Source organism: uncultured Sphingomonas sp. (genome assembly GCF_964021865.1).
Taxonomy (GTDB): Bacteria; Pseudomonadota; Alphaproteobacteria; order Sphingomonadales; family Sphingomonadaceae; genus Sphingomonas.
In genome coordinates, this window is sequence record NZ_CAXIAM010000025.1 from 1 (window position 1) to 19,733 (window position 19,733).

The following is a 19,733-nucleotide window of genomic DNA, read 5'->3' on the forward strand; positions in this document are numbered from 1 at the left end:
CCATGAAGCTGGCGGCGAGCAGATAGTCGATGCTGATCCCCATCGAGGCATAGGCGGCCAGGATCGTCCCCGCGACGCCCGCCATCCCGCTCGTCATCACCGTAAACACCTGCGCCGGGGTCAGGCCGGCGAGGTAGGGGCGGATCACCAGCGGCGATTCGCTCTGGCCGACGAAGATGTTGGCGGCGGCACACAGGCTCTCGACCTTGCTGGTCCCGATCACCTTCTCGATCGCACCGCCGATCCAGCGGACCACGAATTGCATGACGCCGAGATAGTAGAGGATCGAGACGAGGCTGGCGAAGAAGATGATGACCGGCAGCGCCGCGATCGCGAAACTCTGCCCGCCGACCGTGGGGCTGGCGAGATTACCGAACAGGAATTCGGTGCCCTTCTGCGAATAGCCGAGCAGCGCCGCGACCCCCGCCGACGCGCCGGCCAGCGCGGCGCGCCCGGGCGTCCAGTAGAGCACGATGGTCGCAATCGTCGCCTGCAGCGCGAACGCGCTGGCGACGATCCGCAGCCGGATCGCGCGCCGGTCGGCCGACAGCAGCACCGCGAGCAGCAGGATGACGACGATGCCCGCCAGGCCGATGAGAGTCCGTTGCATTTTTCTTCTTCGCTGCCGAAGTTCCGCGCCATGACATGCCCGCTGGCCGTTCGCCAGCCAAGATCGGGTGGACGCCCCGCTCATCCCTTCCTTCCGTTCGCCCTGAGGAAGGGCTGAGCTTGTCGAAGCCCCATCTCGAAGGGCGCGCGCTGGTGCTTCGAGACGGCCTCTCGACTTCGCTCGATGCCGCCTCAGCACGAACGGGAATGGGGCGTACCCATATGACAATCGGTCATTGCCCGCCCCGCCGCCGCCCCGTACACCGCCGCGATGGAAGCCCCCGCCCGCCGCGCGATTTCGCCTTCGCTGTTCGCCTTTTCGATCTTCTACGGCGGGATGGTCTGCATCGCCGGGGTGCTGGGCAACAAACAGGTGTCGCTCGGCCCGATCTCGCAACTCGGGCCGATGGTTGGCCTGCCGCCGCTCGCGGTCGAGGCGGGAATCTTTGCCTTCCTGCTGCTCGTCGTCACCTCCAGTGCGGTCGCCGAACTGCACGGGCAGAAGGTGGCAGGTCGGCTGGTACTGATGGGGTTCGTGCCCTTGCTGGTGTCGATGGCGCTGACGCTGGTCGTGCTCGTCCTGCCCGCCGCACCCGAGATGGACGGCGGTCACCTCGCCGCGTTCAACCAGATGATGGGCGCGACCCCGTGGATCTGGGCGGGCGGAATCGTCGCATACGGCGTGTCGCAGACGCTCAACGTGACGATCTTCTCGTGGCTGAAGGGGCGGGAAGGCGGCAGGTTGTTGTGGTTCCGCGCCGCGACCGCCAGCGCGCTCAGCCAGATCGTCGATTCGGTGCTGTTCATCTCGATCGCCTTCGGGCTGTCGGCGGTCGGCTGGTTGATGGCGGGGCAGATGCTGGCGAAGGTCGTGCTGTCGATCGCGCTGGTCCCGCCGCTGATATACGCGCTGGTCGCGGTCGGTCGCCGTCTGGACGCCTGACCGTCTGCGCCGCTATGGCGCCGCACATGACCGATCCGAACCTGTCGCCCGCCTTGAAGGCCGAAACCCTGGTCGAGGCGCTGCCGTACCTGCAACGCTATGCCGGCGCGACCTTCGTCGTGAAATATGGCGGCCATGCGATGGGCGATCCCGAGGCGCAGGCCGATTTCGCCGAGGACGTCGTGCTGCTCAAGGCGATCGGGATCAACCCGGTCGTCGTCCACGGCGGCGGTCCGCAGATCGGGCGGATGCTCAAGCGGCTGGGCGTCGAATCGCGCTTCGTCGATGGCTTGCGCGTCACCGATGCCGAAACCGCGCAGATCGCCGAGATGGTCCTCGCCGGCTCGATCAACAAGGAGATCGTCGGCTGGATCGGTCGCGCCGGGGGACGTGCGGTCGGCATCTCCGGCAAGGACGCCGGGTTGGTGCAGGCCGAGAAGGTCGGCAGCCGTGCCCCCGATCCGTTGCAGGGGATCGAGCGCAACGTCGATCTCGGCTTCGTCGGCGAGCCGGTCGCGGTCGATCGCCGGATCATCGATTCGCTCAGCCGCGACGGCATCATCCCGGTGATCGCGCCGATCGGCATCGGCGCGGACGGTCATACCTACAACATCAATGCCGATACGATGGCCGGCGCGATCGCCGCCGCGCTCGGCGCCAAGCGCTTCTTCCTGCTCACTGATGTGGCGGGGGTGCTCGATAAGCAGGGGGAGCTGGTCACCGATCTGAACCCCGCCGCGGTCGCCGAACTGCGCGCCGATGGCACGATCTCGGGCGGGATGATCCCCAAGCTGGAGACATGCGTCGCCGCGGTCGAGTCCGGCGTCGACGCTGCCGTCGTGCTTGATGGGCGCGTGCCGCACGCGATGCTGCTCGAAATCTTTACGAAGCGCGGTGCAGGCACGCTGATCCGCAAATGAGCGGCAGCCTTTCGATCCGCCCGCCGGTGCTCTACATTACCGGCACACCTATTGGGAGACGCCCGGCGTGCTGACGGCCACCATCATCCAGATCCTGCAGGTGATCCTGAACCTCGTCTGGTGGATCATCATCGTGCAATTTGTCCTGTCGCTGCTGATCTCGTTCAACGTCGTCAACACCTCGAACAACTTCGTGCGATCGCTGTACGAGGGGCTCGATCGGCTGACCGAGCCGCTGTACCGCCCGATCCGCCGGATGCTGCCGAACACCGGCGGGATCGACTTCGCGCCGGCGGTGGTGCTGGTGCTGATGGCGATCCTCAACATCATCCTCAACAATATCGCGATCAGCGCGATGACCGGCGGCGCGGCGATCTGAGCGCCTGGCGCGAGACGTCGGACGGGATCGCGATCGCAGTCCGCGTCACTCCGCGCGGCGGGCGTGACGCCTTGCTGGCAGGGACCGACGACCATTTCGAGGCGCGCTTGGCCGCTGCCCCCGTCGATGGCGCGGCCAATGCGGCGCTGCTCGCGCTGGTCGCCAAGCACTTCGGGGTGCCGAAACGCGATGTGACGCTCCTGGCCGGGCAAACCGCGCGATTGAAGCGACTTGCGGTCGCCGGCGATCCGCAGGCGCTGGCGCGCGCCGCCGCTTCGCTCTATGCGGTCGCGCCATGACAGCGCGCCTCATCGACGGAAAAGCCTTTGCCGCCACGCTCCGCGGCCATGTCGCCACCGCGGCGGCCGCCTTCGCTGGACAGGCGGGGCGCAAGCCCGGCCTCGCGGTCGTGCTGGTCGGCGAGGATCCCGCCTCATCGGTCTATGTCCGCTCGAAGGGTAAGGCGACTGTCGCGGCCGGCATGGAGAGCTTCGAGCATCGCCTGCCCGCCGACGTGACCGAGGCGGAGCTGATCGCGCTCGTCGATCGCCTCAACGCCGACGATGCGGTGGACGGCATCCTGGTTCAGTTGCCGCTGCCCCGCCACATCGACGAACGCGCGGTCATCACCCGGATCGACCCCGACAAGGACGTCGACGGCTTCCACCCGGTCAATGCCGGACGGCTGGCGACCGGGCTTGACGGGCTGGTGCCGTGCACCCCGCTCGGCTGCCTGATGCTGCTCCAGGACGTCCACCCGCATCTGGCGGGGCTGGAGGCGGTGGTGATCGGCCGCTCGAACATCGTCGGCAAGCCGATGGCGGCGCTGCTGCTCCAGCAAAGCTGCACCGTCACCACCGTCCACAGCCGCACGCGTGACGTGATGGGGCATGTCCGGCAGGCCGATATCGTCGTCGCCGCGGTCGGCATCCCGGGTTTCGTCCAGCCCGAGTGGATCAAGCCCGGTGCCACCGTGATCGACGTCGGCATCAATCGCACCGACGCGGGGCTGGTCGGCGACGTCGACCCGCGCGTGGCCGAGGTTGCGGGTGCGATCACGCCGGTGCCGGGCGGGGTCGGGCCGATGACGATTGCGGTGCTGATGCGCAACACGCTGGTGGCGGCGGGGCGGCGGATCGGCGTCGCGGTCGATCCGGCGCTCTGATGGTCGAGCTGTTCGTCTCGTCGTTCATCACTTTGTTCGTCATCATCGATCCGCCCGGCTGCGCCCCGATCTTCGCCGGGCTTACCGCCGGCGCCAACGCCACCCACCGCCGCGCGATGGCGATCCGTGCGGTCGTGGTCGCGGCGGGCATCCTTCTGGTCTTCGCGCTGGCGGGGGAGCCCCTACTTCACGCACTTGGCATCGAACTGGCGTCGTTCCGCATCGCCGGCGGCGTGATGCTGTTCCTGATCGCGCTGGAAATGGTGTTCGAGAAGCGCACCCAGCGCCGCGAGGATCGCGCCGCCAAGATCACCGAGGAAGAGGCCGACGACGTGTCGATCTTCCCGATGGCGATGCCGATGATCGCCGGGCCGGGCTCGATCGCGACGGTGATGCTGCTTACCGCGCGCAGCCACGGCATCGAGCAGACCGTGGTCGTGATGGCGGCGCTGGCGGCGAACCTGCTGCTGATGCTGCTGGCGCTGCTCGCCGCCGGCCCGCTGATGCGGGTGCTCGGCGCGAAGATCGAGGCGGTCATCACCCGGCTGCTCGGCGTGCTCCTCGCCGCTCTGGCGGTGCAATTCGTGATCGACGGGGTGGTGGAGCAGTTGCGGTAACGCCGCAGCCGCGAACGCTTATTCCACTCGGAACGCCCGGAACGGCGAGCCCTTCTTGATCGGCAGCGGCACGAGCCAGTCGAAATGCTCGCCTTTCGCGAGCCGGTCGTAGAAGCCGCCGCGCGCCTTGGCGCGGTAATTGGTCGACTCTGCCATGTCCGGGCACACCAGCAGCATCGTCGCGCCGTGGCGCTTCATGATCGCGCGCGCCACCTCCGGCGTTCCCATGAAGGCGTGGTGGACGTCGAGGATCGCGTCGCCGTTGCGGTGGTACGGCCCGGCGATCGCATCGTGGTGCGTCAATGTGATGAGGCGTGGACCGAGGTCGACGAAGGTAAAGACGGTTTGCGCCGGATAACGGTTCAGCGGTTGCATCGCCGGGATCGTCAGGCAGCGACCGGTCGCCTTGTTGACGCGGCGGACGTAGGCGTTGGGGCGATCGACCTTGAACTGGTCGATGATGATCTGCGTAAAGCTGCCCGAGACGATCACGAACAGCGCCGCCGCGGCCGCCGCCTTTGCCCACCAGAAGCGGGGAGCCATCAGCCACGGCACCGCCATCCACGCCAGCGCCGCGGCGCCCGGGATGGCAAGGAGTTGCGCCGCGGGTCCGGCGCGCGCCTGCCACAACAGCATCAGCGCGGCGAACGCGCCGAACAGCGCCACGCACGCCCAGCCGCGCAGGGCCGGCTGCCGCCGTGCCCGCCAAGTGGCGAACAATGCGCCGATTAATCCGATCAGCGGGAGGGTGACGATCGGCAGGGCGACGCGCAGGGGGTGGCGATAGATCGGTTTGGCTTCGCGGACCTGCGACAGCCAGCTCGTGTAGAGTTCGTTCGACACCTGCTCGGGCCGGCCGAGGCATTGCGGGAAGGCGAGCGCGAAGAACGCCGCCACCACCGCACCGGCCGCGACCGCAAGCAGCAATCGTATCAAGGGCTTGCGGGGCGAAATGAACGCGAGCGCCAGCAGCAGTCCGCCGGCCAGCACCACCGTCGAGGCGTATACCGGGGTCAGCGCGTCGCAACGATAGACGCGATTGGCATAGGAGGTGAACGCCGCAAATCCTGCCGCCACGCCGCCCGCCAGCGACAGCGCGTAGAGCGCCAGCCGTTCACGTTCTGCCCGCTCCCATACCCAAGCGAGCCCGATAATACCCCCCGCCATCGCGGCGTAGGGAAGCATTTCGAGCCCAATCGTGAGCGAAATCGCGGTCGCGGTGCCAACCAGTGCACCGCCGCGCCGACGTTGCGGATCGCACAACCCGGCGACCGTCACCGCCAGCATCGCCAGCTGCCAGCCGTGGTGGTCGATCCGGTCGGGCATGAACATGCCGAGCGCGACATTGGTGGCGAGAAACAGCGCGATCCCCAGCGGCCACGCCAGCGGATGCACGAGCCGTCGCAGCGTCGCGCCCAACGCGACCAGCACCACCGCCATCGGCAGCAACGGCGCGATGCCGCACGCCAGCCGCTCGGCCTCCGCCACGCCGACGAACGGGCGCAGCAGCACGATCAGCCCGGCGATCGGCAGGTCGACCAGCCGCGACCAATGGATGTCGAAGCCGCCCGGCGGGTTGAGCCGATAGTTGCGCAGATCGAACCAGCCCTGACCGTCCAGCAGCGCGCGAACCTGCATCAGCCGCATGTTGTCGTCGGTGTCACCCAACGACAGCCAGTGGATCGCCGCCCAGCGTTGCCAGACGTACCAGATCGCGATGCCGGCCCATGCCAGCAACGTCAGCCGCAGCCAGTGGCGGTCGAGCGTCCGCGCAGCCCGGTCGAGCGGGGCGGGCGGCAACAGATGGTCGGTCAACACATTCCCTTCACGCCGTGCCGTAAAGGGCGGCCCGTCGATCCGGCGGTGCTTAGGCCACGGGCGAGGAAACGGCAACGGGCGTCCCGCGCCCGCACACACGCGGGCATTGCCAGCACCGGCGTGCCGGCCTAGTCGGGCGGCGAAAGGGGCAAGCCAGTGGCAACGTTGCAGACACACGGCAAGATCGAGCAGTTGCGCGCGCTGTTCTGGCAGCTGGTGCGCTTCGGGCTGACCGGCGGCGCGGCCACCGCCATCTATGCCGCCGTTTACTGGCCGATCGCCACCTATGCGCAGGTGCGCTGGCCGCTCGCGCATCGCAGCGTCTGGCCGTTGATCGCCAATGTGCTCGGCTATCTGGTGTCGATGGTGGCCGGCTATGTCATCCACAGCCGGTGGAGCTTCCGCGACGTGGGCGCGCGTGACAATGTGTCGCGCACCGGCGGCCGCTTTCTGGTCGTCACGCTGGTCAGCTTCGCGCTCAACACCTTCTTCGTGTGGTTCCTGACCGGGCCGATGCACGGCGCGACCTGGTGGCCGCTCGTCACCAACGTGTTCGTCACGCCGATGGTGACGTTCGTACTTTATCGTTTCTGGGTGTTCGCTTGAACAAGAGTAATCGCTGATGGACCGCCGCGTCTATGATCGCATGGCCGAGCATGATTCCACGCATTGGTGGTATCGCGCGCGCCGCGACATCCTCGCCGACTATCTGACTCGCGAAGGCAAATTGCCGGCATCGGCGCGAATCCTGGAGATCGGCTGCGGCACCGGGCACAATCTGCCGATGCTGGGGGCGTTCGGCGACGTCGACGCGATCGAGATCGACCCGGCGGCGCGCGCGATCGCAAGCCAGCGGCTCGGCAAGCCGGTCAGCGATGCGCCGCTCCCCGCGCTGCCGGGCGTACCGCGCGGCCATTACGATCTGATCGCGGTGCTCGACGTCGTCGAGCATATCGAGGACGATGTCGCGGCGCTGGCGGCGATGCGCGAGTGCCTGGCACCCGGCGGCAAGATCCTGATCGCGGTGCCCGCGCATCAATGGATGTGGAGCGCGCACGACGTCGTGAACCATCATCATCGCCGCTATTCGAAGAAGACGTTGCTGGGCGCGATCCACAAGGCGGGGCTGAAGGAGCGCGGGCTGACCTATTTCAATTCGCTGCTGTTTCCGCTGGCGGCCGCGGCGCGGGTCGCGGGCCGGTTGACCGGCCGCGACGACAGCGACGATTCACCGCCCGCTGCACCGCTTAATGCCTTGTTCGAGCGGATTTTCGGGCTGGAGCGGTATCTGGTCGGGCGGGTGCCGATGCCGACCGGCGTGTCGATCCTGACGCTGGCGGAACCGCGGTAGGGCTGATCGCACTGGTTTGCGTCATCTCAGCTGTCACCCCGAGGGCTGCCGGGGTTCTGGTGGGAAGGCGGCGGTGACGAAGCGCGACGCACGCTATCAGCGTCTCCCAACCGGGCCGCGGCCTTCGCCGGGGTGATGCGTCGGGTTTGAGGAGTGGCACTTCAACGCGTGATGACGTCCACCTGAGTCGTCATTGCGAGCGTAGCGCGGCAATCCAGGGCCGGATCAGGACGCCCTGGATTGCTTCGCTGCGCTCGCAATGACGAACGATATAGTCGAACGCACAGCATCATGATCCAGCTATCGCCCCTGCGTAGGCAGCCTATGGCTGTCGAGTTCGTGTGGTCGGCTGACACATGGGCGGCGGGTTTTGTGTCGAAGGTGCTTCCGGACGATACAGACATGGGTCCCTGCCTGCGCAGGGACGACGGTTTTCTCTACGGGACGACGGTTCGAAAGGCGGGGTGGCGGTTGGGAGCCAGTTATTCGCCGATCACATGCAGCGCGAGCGTGCGGCGGTGAGGGGCGGCGCGGTGTTCGAACAGGTAGATGCCCTGCCACGTGCCCAGCACCATCCGACCGTCCACCACAGGGATGGAAAGCGAAACGTTGGTCAGCGCGGTCTTGAGATGCGCCGGCATGTCGTCCGGCCCTTCGTCGTCATGTTCATAGTCGCGCGATTCGGGCGCAAGCCGCTGGAAATACCGCTCCAGATCGCGGCGGACCGCCGGAGCGGCATTTTCGTTGATGAGGAGCGACGCGGAGGTGTGCCGGCAGAACACCGTCAGCAGACCGTCTGCGATACCCTGCGCGTCCAGCCATGCCGTGACCTCGTCGGTCACCTCGACCAGTCCGGCCCCACGCGTCGCGATCGTCAATCTGCCGTGCGCCTGTCGCATCAGAACAGCCGTCCGCCGTTTGGCACAGGAACGGTTGGATGCACCAGAACGACCTTTCCGTCCGCGTCGGGGAAGCCGAGGGTGAGCACCTGCGACATGAACTTGCCGATCTGGCGCGGCGGGAAGTTGACCACCGCCGCCACCTGTCGCCCGATCAGCCCGTCGCAATCATAATGTTCGGTGATCTGCGCCGACGAGCGTTTCGTGCCGGTCGTCGGGCCGAAGTCGATCGTCAGCTTGAACGCCGGCTTGCGCGCCTCCGGGAACGGCTCGGCCGCGACGATCGTCCCGACCCGCACGTCAACCGCCAGAAAGTCGTCGAACTCGATCGCGGGCGCGGGCGGGGCGGCGGGATCGTGGGTGGCGTGCATTAGAAGTCCGGGTTCTCGTAATAGCTGGGCGGTTCGATCCCGCTGATCCGCTCGGCGAGCAGCGGGCGGAAGCTGCGACGGCTCTTGAACGCCGAATACCATGCCTTGGTCAGCGCATGGCCTGCCCAGTCGATCCCGCCGAGATAGTCGGCGACCGAAATCTGCGCCGCCGCGGTGAGGTCGGCGAGGCTGATCGTCGAGCCGGCGATCCATTTGCGGTGATCGAGCAGGAAGTCGATATAATCGAGATGCCCGACCGCGGACTTCATCGCCTCGCGCAGCCGCGAGGCGTCGGGGGCCATGCGGTGCGCGATGCGCTTGATCATGCGTTCGTCGAGCAGCGGCTGGGTGACGTCGCGGTAAAAATGCGTGTCGAACCACGCCACCAGCCGCCGAATCTCGGCGCGGTTGGCGGCGGTGCCGTTGATCATCGCGACCCGCTCGACCGTCTCCTCGAAATATTCGCAGATCGCCATCGAATCGACCAGCACGACGCCGCGATCGTTGTCGGTCATCACCGGGGTCTGCCCGGCGGGGTTCATGTCGATGAACGCGTCGCGCCGCTCCCACGGATTCTCGCGCATGAGCTGATAGCCCACGTCCTTCTCGTTGAGGAGGGTACGGACCTTGCGCGTGAACGGACACAGCGGGAACTGATAGAGCTGCCACATATCGTCGCGCTGTTAGGCCGAAGTAGGGGGCGGGGGGAAGCGCCTTCGTCGCCGGTTCGGGACGATCAGCCCGTGACGCGCGGGCGACGGCGCGGCACCGCGTCCGACTGCCGCCGGATCAGCGCGTAATCGACCACGACATGCGGATGATCCTCGCTGCTGCCGCCGCGTCGCTGACGGATTTCGCGCATCAGCAGGTCGACCGCGGTGCGCGCCATGTCGCTGACCGGCTGGCGGATCGTGGTCAGCTCCGGCCAGACCGTGGTGGCGAGTGCCGAATCGTCGAAGCCGCAGACGGTAAGGTCGCCGGGCACGTCGAGGTCGCGGCGATGCGCGATCGCGACGGTCGCGGCGGCCATGTCGTCGTTGCTGGCGAAGATTGCGGTCGGCGCATCGGGCAGGTCGAGCAACCGTTCCGCCGCATCGAGCCCGGAGCGATAGCCGAAATCGCCCCTGGCGATCAGCGCATCGTCGGCGTCTAGCGCCATGTCGGCCAGCGCATCGCGATAGCCGGCGAGCCGCTCGCCGGTCGCGCTCTGGTTCGCCGCGCCGGTGATGAAACCGATCCGCCGATGGCCGAGCGTGCCGAGGTGGCGGGTCATCTCGTACGCGGCCTTGCGATCGTCGATGCTGACCGACAGCGCCCATTCCGGCGCACGCCCGGTCGAGACCGCGACGACCGGCACGTCGCGCTCGCGCAGCATCGCCAGCACCGTTTCGGCGTCGCCCAGCGGGGGCGGTAGCAGCAGACCGTCAACGCGGCCGTTCAGCAGATGCTCGATCGCGGCCAACTCCGCGCCCTCGGCGCATTGCTCGACGATGATCTGCCCGTTCTGGCGCGCGGCCTGATCGAGACAGCCGACCAGGAACTCGCTGAAGTAGAACAGGCTGGTGGTGGTGTGCAGCACGCCGAGCCGGAAATCCTCGCCCCCGGCCAGCATCCGCGCCGCCGCCGACGGGGCGTAGCGCAGCGCGGCGATCGCTTCCTCGACCCGTTCGCGCGTCGCGTCGCGCACGCTGCCCTCACGGTTAATGACGCGGCTGACCGTCATCGGCGACACGCCCGCGTGCGCCGCGACGTCGCTGATCGTCGGGGCGTTGCGTTGGCGGCGCGACCCGCGCGGTTCGTTCATGCCGGACAATCCATAGGCACGGTTCTTGGCGGTCCCGCGCGGGCTCGGCAAGCGTCAGATTAGTCGTGGTGACCCGGAACGTAGGGAAATTTCTGCGCCTTGTACCACGCCAGATCGTGCGCGGGTGGCGCAACCCCGGCGGGCAGGGCCCGGCCGTTGACCGACATCCAGTAAGCGAGGCTGGCGTCGCGCCACCAGCGCGCCTCGCGTTCCTGCACCGCCAGATAGGTCGCGGTCTTCTGCCAGCGTTCGTCATCGACCAGCGCGCGCACGCCCTCCCATTGCCGCCGCATGTCGCCGACATAGGCAACGCCGCGATCGTAATGCGCGACGAGATCGTCCCACAGCGTCCTGCCCGACGGCATCTTCCGGTCCCATGCGACGTGGTGGAACCACAGCAGGTCGCGCTCCGGCGTGGTGTTCGGGTCGGCGAAGCGCGTCGCGACCGGCGGCGCATATTGCGCGACCGCGTTGCTGCCGGTCCTCGTCCGGTCGAAGCCGATGCCGGTGCGATCGGCCTTGTGGTAATAGACCGGGTTCCATTCGGGGCGCGCGAGATCGGCGACCCACGGCCCCGGTCCGTAATGGTGGCCGGTCGCCATCAGATGCGCGAGCCCGAGCGCGCCGGTGTAATCCACCACCGCCTCGCGCGAGCCCATCATCATCGCGACGGCGGTGTCGACCACCTGCGGGTTCGTGCCGAACGTCTGCTGCGCCCATTCGCGCGCGATCGGCTGCGCCGTCAGCGTCGGGTCCCACGCCATCCGGCCGAAGGCGTACCAATTGGCCTGATTGAAGGTCGACCCCGACCAGTCGCGATCGCGCCCGATATTGGCGACCCCTGCCATGCCGGTCAGCCGGTGCCGCTCGCTGCTGCCGTCCACGACGCTGGCGACCGTCTCAGCGCCGCGTCCGGTTCTGGCGGACAGCACTTCCTCGAACAGCGGGCCGAGATAGGCGAGGTGGGTGGCGAAGCCGAGATATTCCTTGGTGATCTGGAACTCGACCATCAGCGGGGTCTTCGGCATGGCGCCGAACAGCGGATGGAAGGGTTCGCGCGGTTGGAAGTCGATCGCGCCGTTCTTGACCTGCACCAGCACATTGTCGGCGAAGGTGCCGTCGAGCGGCTTGAACTCGGTATAGGCCTGTTTCGCGCGGTCCTCGGGGTCGGTTTCGGCATAGACGAATGCGCGCCACATCACGACGCCACCGTGCGGCCTGAGCGCGGCGGCGAGCATGTTCGCGCCATCGGCGTGGCTGGCGCCGTAATCGCGCGGGCCGGGCTGTCCCTCGCTGTTCGCCTTCACCAGAAAGCCGCCGAAGTCGGGGATCGCGCGATAAATCTCGTCGGCCTTCGCCTTCCACCACGCGGCGACCTGGCGGTCGCGCGGGTCGGCGGTCTTGAGCCCACCCAGCTCGATCGGGGCGGAAAAGCGCGCGGAGAGATAGACCTTGATCCCCCACGGGCGGAACACGTCGGCCAGCGCCGCGGCCTTGGCGATGTAGCGCGGGGTCAGGCTGTCGGCCTTGGCATTGACGTTGTTGAGGACGGTGCCGTTGATGCCGATCGAGGCATTGGCGCGCGCATAGTCAGCGTAGCGCGGGTCCTTGAGGTCGGGGAGCGTCCACCAGTCCCACAGCGACACGCCGGCATAGCCGCGCTCGACGGTGCCATCGAGATTGTCCCAATGGTTGAGGACGCGCAGCTTCACCTTGGGCGTGCTGGTGAGCGTCGCGTTCGCCGCGGTGCCGCCGGTCGCGAGGTGCCGGAGCAGCGCGAACGCGCCGTACAGCGCGCCGCGGTCGCTGTTGCCCGCCACCAGCAACGTCGGCGTGCCGTCGAGCGTGACGGGGCGGACCAGATAGCCTTCGTCGCCGAGCGGCGCGAACGGCAGCCGCAACGCCGCGACTTGCGCGTCGGCGCTGGTGGCGACCGTGACGCTCAGGTCCGCCGGGAGCGCGCGCGACAGCTCGGCGGCGGCGAGGCGCAGCGTCGCGGTGTCGCCGCGGATCGCGACCGTCGTTGCCGCCGGCGCCGCCACGGCCGCGCGGAGCCACAGGCGATAGCCGTCATCGGCATGCGCGGCGCTCGCCAGCATCAGGGCGAGTGCACCCAGCCATTCCGGACGTGCCTTCATCTCCGCTCCCGCTACCTTTGGCGGCATTGACAACGCCGCTTTTGAAAGGTCATGGTACCGCTATCAGAAGATTTAACAAGTACCGGCGACAGATCGGGAATGTCAGGAGAAGCGACGCGTGACCGCCCCTCGTCGACCGACCGCGGTCATCGCCCGTCGCGACCTGCTGCGCTGGAGCGCCGGTGTCTCGGCGCTCGCTTTCCTGCCGGCCGCCGCCAGCATGCCGGTCTATCGCGACGCGCGCGCGCCGGTCGACCTGCGCGTGCGGGACCTGCTCGGGCGGATGACGCTCGACGAGAAGGTCGCGCAGCTCATCACGCTGTCGACCACCAAGCGCGACGTCATGGACGAGGCGCGCGCCTTTGCGCCAGGCAAGGCCGACACCGCCTATCCGCACGGCATCGGACAGATCGCGCGGCCCTCCGATCGCGGCGGGGCGGCGACCGCGAACAACACGGGGAACGACGTGACCGGGCGGTGGCGCAAGCCCGCCGACACGATCGCCTTCGTCAATGCCGCGCAGGACTGGGCGAAGCGGACACGGCTGGGCATCCCGATCCTGTTCCACGAGGAGTCGCTGCATGGCTATATGGCGCCGGGCGCGACCAGCTTCCCGCAAGCCATCGCAATGGCGGGTTCGTTCGACCGCGACCTGATGCAGCGCGTGCAGTCGGTGATCGGGCGCGAAGTGCGCGCGCACGGCACGACACTGGCGCTGTCGCCAGTGGTGGACATCGCGCGCGACCCGCGCTGGGGGCGGATCGAGGAGACGTTCGGCGAGGACCCGTATCTGTGCGGCGAGATGGGGGTCGCGGCGGTCAGGGGCTTGCAGGGAGAGGGCAAGGAGCTGGCGCCGGGCAAGGTGCACGCCACGCTGAAGCACATGACCGGGCATGGTCAGCCGCAGGCGGGCAATAATGTCGCGCCCGCGCAGCTGGGCGAGCGCGAGTTGCGCGAGAGCTATTTCCCGCCGTTCCGCAAGGTGGTCGAGCAGACCGGGATCGCGGCGGTGATGCCGTCGTATAACGAGATCGACGGCGTGCCGAGCCATGCGAACCATTGGTTGCTCGGCAAGATCCTGCGCGGGGAGTGGGGCTTCGACGGCGCGGTGGTCAGCGACTATGCCGCGATCCCGGAGCTGGAGTATTTCCACCACGTCGCCGCTTCCAAGGAGGCGGCGGCGAAGCTGGCGCTGGAGGCCGGAGTCGATTGCGACCTTCCCGATGGCGTCGCCTACCGCACGCTCGCCGATCAGGCGCGCGCCGGGCAGGTGTCGGTCGCCGCGATCGATCTGGCGTGCGCGCGGATGCTGACGATGAAGTTCCGCGCCGGGCTGTTCGAAGAGGCGAAGGTCGACGCTCGCGCCGCCGCGAAGCTGACCGCGAATGCCGAGGCGCTGGCGCTCGCCCGCGAGGCGGCGGGCAAGTCGATCGCGCTGCTGGTCAACGACGGGACGCTACCGCTGACGCCGGGCGCGCAGAAGCGGGTGGCGGTGATCGGACCCAATGCGGCGGTGGCGCGGCTGGGCGGCTATTCGTCGCTCCCGACCGATCCGGTGTCGCTGCTCGACGGGGTGCGCGTGAAGCTGAAGGGGCGCGCCGAGGTGGTCCATGCGCAGGGCGTGTTCATCACGCAGAGCGAGGATCGCTCCGCCAACGAAGTCCTGCTCGCCGATCCCGCGCGCAACCGGCAGCTGATCGCCGAAGCGGTCGAGGTCGCGAGGGGCGCCGACGTGATCCTGCTCGCGATCGGCGATACCGAACAGACCAGCCGCGAAGGCTATGCCAAGACGCACCTCGGCGACCGCACCGACCTCGATCTGCTCGGCGAACAGAACGAGCTGTTCCGCGCGATGAAGGCGACCGGCAAGCCGGTGGTCGTCGTCGCGATCAACGGTCGGCCGCCGTCGTGGCCGACAGTGGTAGCGGGCGCGAACGCGCTGGTCGAATGCTGGTATGCCGGGCAGCAGGGCGGGCACGCGATCGCCGACGTGCTGTTCGGCGACGTCAATCCGGGCGCGAAGCTGCCGGTGACGGTGGTGCGCGACGTCGGGCAGGTGCCGTTCTACTATAACCACAAGCCCTCGGCGCGGCGCGGTTACCTGTTCGACGACGACGCGCCGTTGTTCCCGTTCGGCTTCGGGCTGAGCTACACGACCTTCACGCTGTCGCCGCCGCGGCTTTCCGCGCCGCGCATCGCAATTGCCGGGCAGGTGGTGGTCGAGGTCGATGTCGCCAACACCGGGCAGCGCGCGGGCGACGAGGTGGTGCAGCTCTACGTCCGCGATCAGGTGTCGTCGGTGGCGCGCCCGGTCAAGGAATTGAAGGAGTTCGCGCGCGTCGCGCTCGCGCCCGGCGAGCGGAAGACGGTGCGTTTCACGCTCGGGCCGGAGGCATTCCGCATGTGGGACGAGGACATGCGGGAGGTGGTCGAGCCGGGCCGGTTCGATATCATGATCGGCCCTAACAGCCGTGACGTGCAGACCGTCACGCTCGATATCGCCTGAGAGAGACCATGCCGATCATCACCGATGCGCGCGTCATCATCACCTGTCCGGGGCGCAATTTCGTCACGCTGAAGATCATCTGCGACGACGGCACCACCGGGGTCGGCGACGCGACGCTCAACGGGCGCGAGCTGGCGGTCGCGGCCTATCTGTCCGAGCATGTCGTGCCGTGCCTGATCGGGCGCGACGCGCACCGGATCGAGGATATCTGGCAATATCTCTACAAGGGCGCGTATTGGCGGCGCGGGCCGGTGACGATGACCGCGATCGCGGCGGTCGACGTGGCGCTGTGGGATATCAAGGGCAAGCTGGCCGGTCTGCCGGTCTATCAGTTGCTGGGTGGTGCGAGCCGCGAGGCGTGCATGGTCTATGCGCATGCCAACGGCACGTCGATCGAGGACACGATCGCGGTCGCGCTGGCCGAGCGCGACAAGGGCTATAAGGCGATCCGGCTGCAATGCGGGGTGCCGGGGCTCGCCTCCACCTATGGCGTCGCCAAGCCGGGGCAGCGCTACGAACCCGCCGATGCGGCGTTGCCGAGCGAAAGCGTGTGGTCGACCGAGAAGTATCTGCGCGTCGTGCCCGCACTGTTCGCTGCGGCGCGCGAGGCGTTGGGGCCGGACGTTCACCTGCTCCACGACGTCCACCACCGCCTGACCCCGATCGAGGCGGCGCGGCTGGGGCGGGATCTGGAGCCGTATCGCCCGTTCTGGATCGAAGACCCGACGCCGGCGGAGAATCAGGACGCGTTCCGGCTGATCCGTCAGCATACGACGACGCCGATCGCGGTGGGCGAGGTCTTCAATTCGATCTGGGACTGCAAGGCGCTGATTGAGCAGCAGCTGATCGACTATGTCCGAGCGACGATCGTCCATGCCGGCGGGATCACGCACCTCCGCCGCGTCGCCGCGCTCGCGGATCTTTATCAGGTGCGGACCGGCTGCCACGGCGCGACCGATTTGTCGCCGGTCACGCTGGCGGCGGCGCTGCATTTCGGCATGTCGATTCCGAATTTCGGGGTGCAGGAGCATATGCCGCACACCGCCGAGACCGATGCGGTGTTCCCGCATGCCTATCGCTTCGAGCAGGGCATGATGCATCCGGGGGACGCGCCGGGGCTGGGGGTCGAGATCGATGAGGTGCTGGCGGCGGGGTATGACTACAAGCGCGCGTACCTGCCGGTGAACCGGCTGGAGGATGGCACGCTGTGGAGTTGGTGAGGGTGTTTCACTTACCCGTCATCCCGGCGAAGGCCGGGATCCACGGTTCCGCAGGAGCCAGCCTCGTTGTTCGTGCGGAGGGGTGGACCCCGGCCTGCGCCGGGGTGACGGAAGTATGAGAGGCAGGCGCATGAGCGACTTCACCCAGGCCGCGCAGCACGCGCCCGAGACTGCCGTATCCGAGGTCCCGCGGCCCAAGGGTCGCATCCGCTGGATCATCTGCGCGCTTTTGTTTGCGGCGGTGGTGCTGTCGTATGTCGACCGGCTGGTGCTGGGGGTGCTCAAGCCCCAGCTGACCGAGCTCTATCATTGGACGAATACCGGCTACGGCGACGTCACCGGCTATTTTCAGGTATTCTACGGGATCGGCTTCCCGATCTTCGGGTGGTTGATCGACCGGATCGGGCCGAAATACGGCTATCTGCTCGCGATGGGCAGCTGGACGCTCGGCCATTTCGCGCAGACGCTCGTCACCTCGACGACCGGCTTCGTGATCGCGCGCATCCCGCTGGCGTTCGGCGAGGCGGGGACCTATCCGTCGGCGCTCGCCGCGGCGTCGCAATGGTTCCCCAAGAAGGAGCGCGCGCTCGCGATCGGCGTGTTCAACGCCGGGGCGAATGTCGGCGCGGTGGTGACGCCGCTGCTGATCGGGTTCATCGTCGCCGGGCTGCTGCTCGACTGGCGCTGGGCGTTCATCATCACCGGGCTGTTCAACCTGGTGTGGCTCTTCGCGTGGTGGCGGCTGTATCACAAGCCCGCCGAGCATCCGCGGCTGTCGGCCGAGGAACGCGCGTGGATCGAGACCGAGCCGGCGGTCGACCACGGCCGCGCGGGCTTCCTGCGCGTGCTGCGCCATCGCGAGGCATGGGCCTATATGGCGGGGCGGTTCCTGATCGATCCGGTGTGGTGGACGTTCCTGTTCTGGCTGCCGGACTTCTTCAACAAGCAATATGGCTATGATCTGAAGAGCTTCGGGCCGCCGCTCGTCGCGATCTACATTCTCGCCGATCTGGGCGCGATCGCGGGCGGATGGTATTCGTCGCATCTGCTCAAGCGCGGGGTGGCGACCGGGCGCGCGCGCAAGCGGGCGATGTTCGCCTGTGCGCTGTTCGCGCTGCCGGTGATGTTTGCGGGGCAGGCGAGCAACATCTGGATCGCGGTGATGCTGATCGGGCTGGCGTGCGCGGCGCATCAGGGTTTCTCGACCAATTTGTTCGCGTTGCCGGGCGACCAGTTCCCGCGCTTCGCACAGGGGACGCTGATCGGGCTCGGCGGGTTCGCGGGCGCGGTCGGCGGGTTCATCGCATCCAAGTCGCTTGGGCTGCTGCTCGATACGGTGGGAAGCTACGGGCCGTTCTTCATCGCGTGCGGCGTGGCGTATCTGGTGGCGTTGCTGGTGTTCCACCTGCTCAACCCGCACTATCGCGACGTTCGTCTGGCACAGAGCGCTTGACGATCGGTCGCATCTATATGATACCGCTATCAATGATATCCGGCGGAGACGTCGAAGCCTATCCGGCCAACCGGATCGTTCTTGGAGAGGAAGATGCGCGCGATCGTTCGGCATCGACAGGCTTGCGTCGCCGCGATCGTGAGCGGCCGTGATCGTGGCCCGCCCACCATCTTCCCCGAACGGTTTTCCCGACCTTCCACTTTTTGCTGATGCGATAGGCGCGCCGATTTTCTCCCCTTTTTTCGGCGCGTCGACTCTCGGGCCGGTCTCTTCGTGAGGCCGGCCCTTCTTTCTTCGGGAGGGACCATGCGATCCTCGTTCGTACTTGCCGCCGCATTGCTCGGCCTCGCCGCTGCTCCCGCCGCCGCGCGAACCTGCACGTGGCAGGCGGCATGGGCGTCGGCGCAGATGATTCCGCAGGGCGAGAACGTCTTGTCCGACGACGCGCTGCGCGATGCGACGCTGCGGCAGGTGGTGCGGCCGTCGATCGGGGGCGCGCGGGTGCGGGTGCGCTTCTCAAACGCCTTCGGCCGCGCGCCGCTGCGCATCGCCGCCGCGAGCATCGCGCGCTCCGCCGATCTCGCCAGCGCGCGGGTGACGCCGGGCAGTGTGCGGGCGCTGTCGTTTGGTGGCGCGCGCGACGTGGTCGTGCCGCCGGGCGCGGAATATTGGAGCGACGCGGTGCCGTTGCCGGTCGCGGCGTTCGACGATCTGGCGGTGTCGGCCTTCTTCCCGACCGCGCCGGACGGACAGACCTCGCACCCCGGATCGCGCGCCACGTCGTGGATCGCGAAGGGCAATGCGACCGCGGCGGCCGATCTGACTGCGGCGACCGCCACCGATCACTGGTTCCAGCTCTCCGGCATCGAGGTCGAGCGCTGCACCGCGCCGAACGGGGTGGTCGCGTTCGGCGACTCGATCACCGACGGTTACGGCGTGACGCCCAACACCAACGCGCGCTGGACCGACGTGCTCGCGCGACGGCTGGGCGGCAAGGCGGCGGTGCTCAACCTCGGGATCGGGGGCAACCGCGTGCTGCTCGACAGCCTCGGGCCGAACGCAATGGCGCGCTTCGACCGCGACGTGCTGGGGCAGGCGGGGGCGACGCATTTGATCGTGCTGGAGGGCGTCAACGATATCGGCGTGCTGACGCGCGAGCAGCCAGCGACTCCGGAGGCGCATCGCGCGCTGGTGGCGGGGGTGACGGGGGCGTATGCGCAAATGGTGGCGCGGGCGCGTGCCAGGGGGATGACGGTGCATCTCGCGACGATCATGCCGTTTTCGACCAACGCTTATTACCATCCCGGTGCGGCGAGCGAGGCGGATCGGCAGGCGATCAATGCGTGGATCCGCACGCCGGGCAACGCCGATCGCGTGATCGATTTCGACCGGCTGATGCGCGATCCGGCGCGCCCCGACCGGCTGCTCCCCGCCTATGACAGCGGCGACGGGCTGCACCCGAGCATTGCGGGGTATCGTGCGATGGCGGAAGGAATTTCGCTGGCGTCGCTGCGCTGATCAATGCTATTTGTCCGACTAT

General features: G+C 67.9%; 19 protein-coding genes. 12 read left to right on the forward strand and 7 right to left on the reverse strand.

Features of this window, described 5'->3' with window-relative positions:
- On the reverse strand, positions 1-610 hold a 610-nt coding region (locus tag AADI75_RS08605), incomplete at its 3' end, for a Na+ dependent nucleoside transporter N-terminal domain-containing protein (RefSeq protein ID WP_341208624.1).
- 270 nt (positions 611-880) lie between these two features.
- Between AADI75_RS08605 and AADI75_RS08610 the strand changes: the two genes are divergently transcribed.
- The 6 genes from AADI75_RS08610 to AADI75_RS08635 all read left to right on the forward strand — a co-directional run bounded on the left by AADI75_RS08610 (position 881) and on the right by AADI75_RS08635 (position 4,633).
- Positions 881-1,552 carry a queuosine precursor transporter gene (locus AADI75_RS08610; RefSeq protein WP_341208625.1) on the forward strand — a complete coding sequence of 224 codons (672 nt, stop codon included), beginning with the start codon at positions 881-883 and terminating at the stop codon, positions 1,550-1,552.
- A gap of 26 nt (positions 1,553-1,578) precedes the next feature.
- Positions 1,579-2,472 carry an acetylglutamate kinase gene (argB, locus tag AADI75_RS08615; RefSeq protein ID WP_341208626.1) on the forward strand — a complete coding sequence of 298 codons (894 nt, stop codon included), beginning with the start codon at positions 1,579-1,581 and terminating at the stop codon, positions 2,470-2,472.
- A 67-nt stretch (positions 2,473-2,539) separates the two neighbouring features.
- Entirely contained in the window at positions 2,540-2,851 is a 312-nt protein-coding gene (locus AADI75_RS08620; protein ID WP_341208627.1) for a YggT family protein, read from the forward strand.
- A gap of 32 nt (positions 2,852-2,883) precedes the next feature.
- Positions 2,884-3,150, forward strand: coding sequence for a DUF167 family protein (locus tag AADI75_RS08625; protein ID WP_341208658.1), 267 nt, complete (start codon positions 2,884-2,886; stop codon positions 3,148-3,150).
- A complete protein-coding gene (gene folD / locus AADI75_RS08630; protein WP_341208628.1) occupies positions 3,147-4,016 on the forward strand; it encodes a bifunctional methylenetetrahydrofolate dehydrogenase/methenyltetrahydrofolate cyclohydrolase FolD in 870 nt (289 codons plus the stop codon). The genes AADI75_RS08625 and folD overlap by 4 nt, the downstream gene beginning before the upstream one ends.
- Complete coding sequence (locus AADI75_RS08635) at positions 4,016-4,633, forward strand: MarC family protein (RefSeq protein ID WP_341208629.1); 618 nt, start codon at positions 4,016-4,018, stop codon at positions 4,631-4,633. Before folD ends, AADI75_RS08635 begins: the two co-directional genes overlap by 1 nt.
- A gap of 18 nt (positions 4,634-4,651) precedes the next feature.
- Here the strand turns inward: AADI75_RS08635 and AADI75_RS08640 are convergent, their stop codons facing one another.
- A complete protein-coding gene (locus AADI75_RS08640; protein WP_341208630.1) occupies positions 4,652-6,448 on the reverse strand; it encodes an AcrB/AcrD/AcrF family protein in 1,797 nt (598 codons plus the stop codon).
- Between the two features lie 159 nt (positions 6,449-6,607).
- Between AADI75_RS08640 and AADI75_RS08645 the strand changes: the two genes are divergently transcribed.
- Entirely contained in the window at positions 6,608-7,057 is a 450-nt protein-coding gene (locus AADI75_RS08645) for a GtrA family protein (protein ID WP_341208631.1), read from the forward strand.
- 16 nt (positions 7,058-7,073) lie between these two features.
- The gene (locus tag AADI75_RS08650) at positions 7,074-7,802 is read left to right on the forward strand and encodes a class I SAM-dependent methyltransferase (protein WP_028966664.1); all 729 of its coding nucleotides are present in this window, start codon (positions 7,074-7,076) and stop codon (positions 7,800-7,802) included.
- Positions 7,803-8,284: 482 nt separating this feature from the next.
- Here the strand turns inward: AADI75_RS08650 and AADI75_RS08655 are convergent, their stop codons facing one another.
- From AADI75_RS08655 to AADI75_RS08675, 5 genes are all read right to left on the reverse strand, one after another.
- Positions 8,285-8,701: a secondary thiamine-phosphate synthase enzyme YjbQ gene (locus AADI75_RS08655; RefSeq protein ID WP_341208632.1), complete on the reverse strand. Its 417-nt coding sequence runs from the start codon at positions 8,699-8,701 to the stop codon at positions 8,285-8,287.
- A complete protein-coding gene (locus AADI75_RS08660; RefSeq protein ID WP_341208633.1) occupies positions 8,701-9,072 on the reverse strand; it encodes a tRNA-binding protein in 372 nt (123 codons plus the stop codon). Before AADI75_RS08660 ends, AADI75_RS08655 begins: the two co-directional genes overlap by 1 nt.
- Positions 9,072-9,743, reverse strand: coding sequence for a glutathione S-transferase family protein (locus tag AADI75_RS08665; RefSeq protein ID WP_341208634.1), 672 nt, complete (start codon positions 9,741-9,743; stop codon positions 9,072-9,074). The genes AADI75_RS08660 and AADI75_RS08665 overlap by 1 nt, the downstream gene beginning before the upstream one ends.
- Before the next feature lie 65 nt (positions 9,744-9,808).
- The gene (locus AADI75_RS08670; RefSeq protein ID WP_341208635.1) at positions 9,809-10,876 is read right to left on the reverse strand and encodes a LacI family DNA-binding transcriptional regulator; all 1,068 of its coding nucleotides are present in this window, start codon (positions 10,874-10,876) and stop codon (positions 9,809-9,811) included.
- A 59-nt stretch (positions 10,877-10,935) separates the two neighbouring features.
- Positions 10,936-13,014: an alpha-glucuronidase family glycosyl hydrolase gene (locus tag AADI75_RS08675; RefSeq protein WP_341208636.1), complete on the reverse strand. Its 2,079-nt coding sequence runs from the start codon at positions 13,012-13,014 to the stop codon at positions 10,936-10,938.
- Between the two features lie 220 nt (positions 13,015-13,234).
- Here AADI75_RS08675 and AADI75_RS08680 point away from each other — a divergent pair, with 220 nt between their 5' ends.
- From AADI75_RS08680 to AADI75_RS08695, 4 genes are all read left to right on the forward strand, one after another.
- The gene (locus tag AADI75_RS08680; RefSeq protein WP_341208659.1) at positions 13,235-15,520 is read left to right on the forward strand and encodes a glycoside hydrolase family 3 N-terminal domain-containing protein; all 2,286 of its coding nucleotides are present in this window, start codon (positions 13,235-13,237) and stop codon (positions 15,518-15,520) included.
- 8 nt (positions 15,521-15,528) lie between these two features.
- Positions 15,529-16,740 (forward strand): D-mannonate dehydratase ManD, encoded by a 1,212-nt coding sequence (gene manD / locus AADI75_RS08685; protein ID WP_341208637.1) that lies wholly within the window; start codon positions 15,529-15,531, stop codon positions 16,738-16,740.
- Positions 16,741-16,870: 130 nt separating this feature from the next.
- The gene (locus tag AADI75_RS08690) at positions 16,871-18,193 is read left to right on the forward strand and encodes an MFS transporter (RefSeq protein ID WP_341208638.1); all 1,323 of its coding nucleotides are present in this window, start codon (positions 16,871-16,873) and stop codon (positions 18,191-18,193) included.
- A gap of 306 nt (positions 18,194-18,499) precedes the next feature.
- Positions 18,500-19,711: an SGNH/GDSL hydrolase family protein gene (locus AADI75_RS08695; RefSeq protein WP_341208639.1), complete on the forward strand. Its 1,212-nt coding sequence runs from the start codon at positions 18,500-18,502 to the stop codon at positions 19,709-19,711.
- Positions 19,712-19,733: the final 22 nt, after the last annotated feature.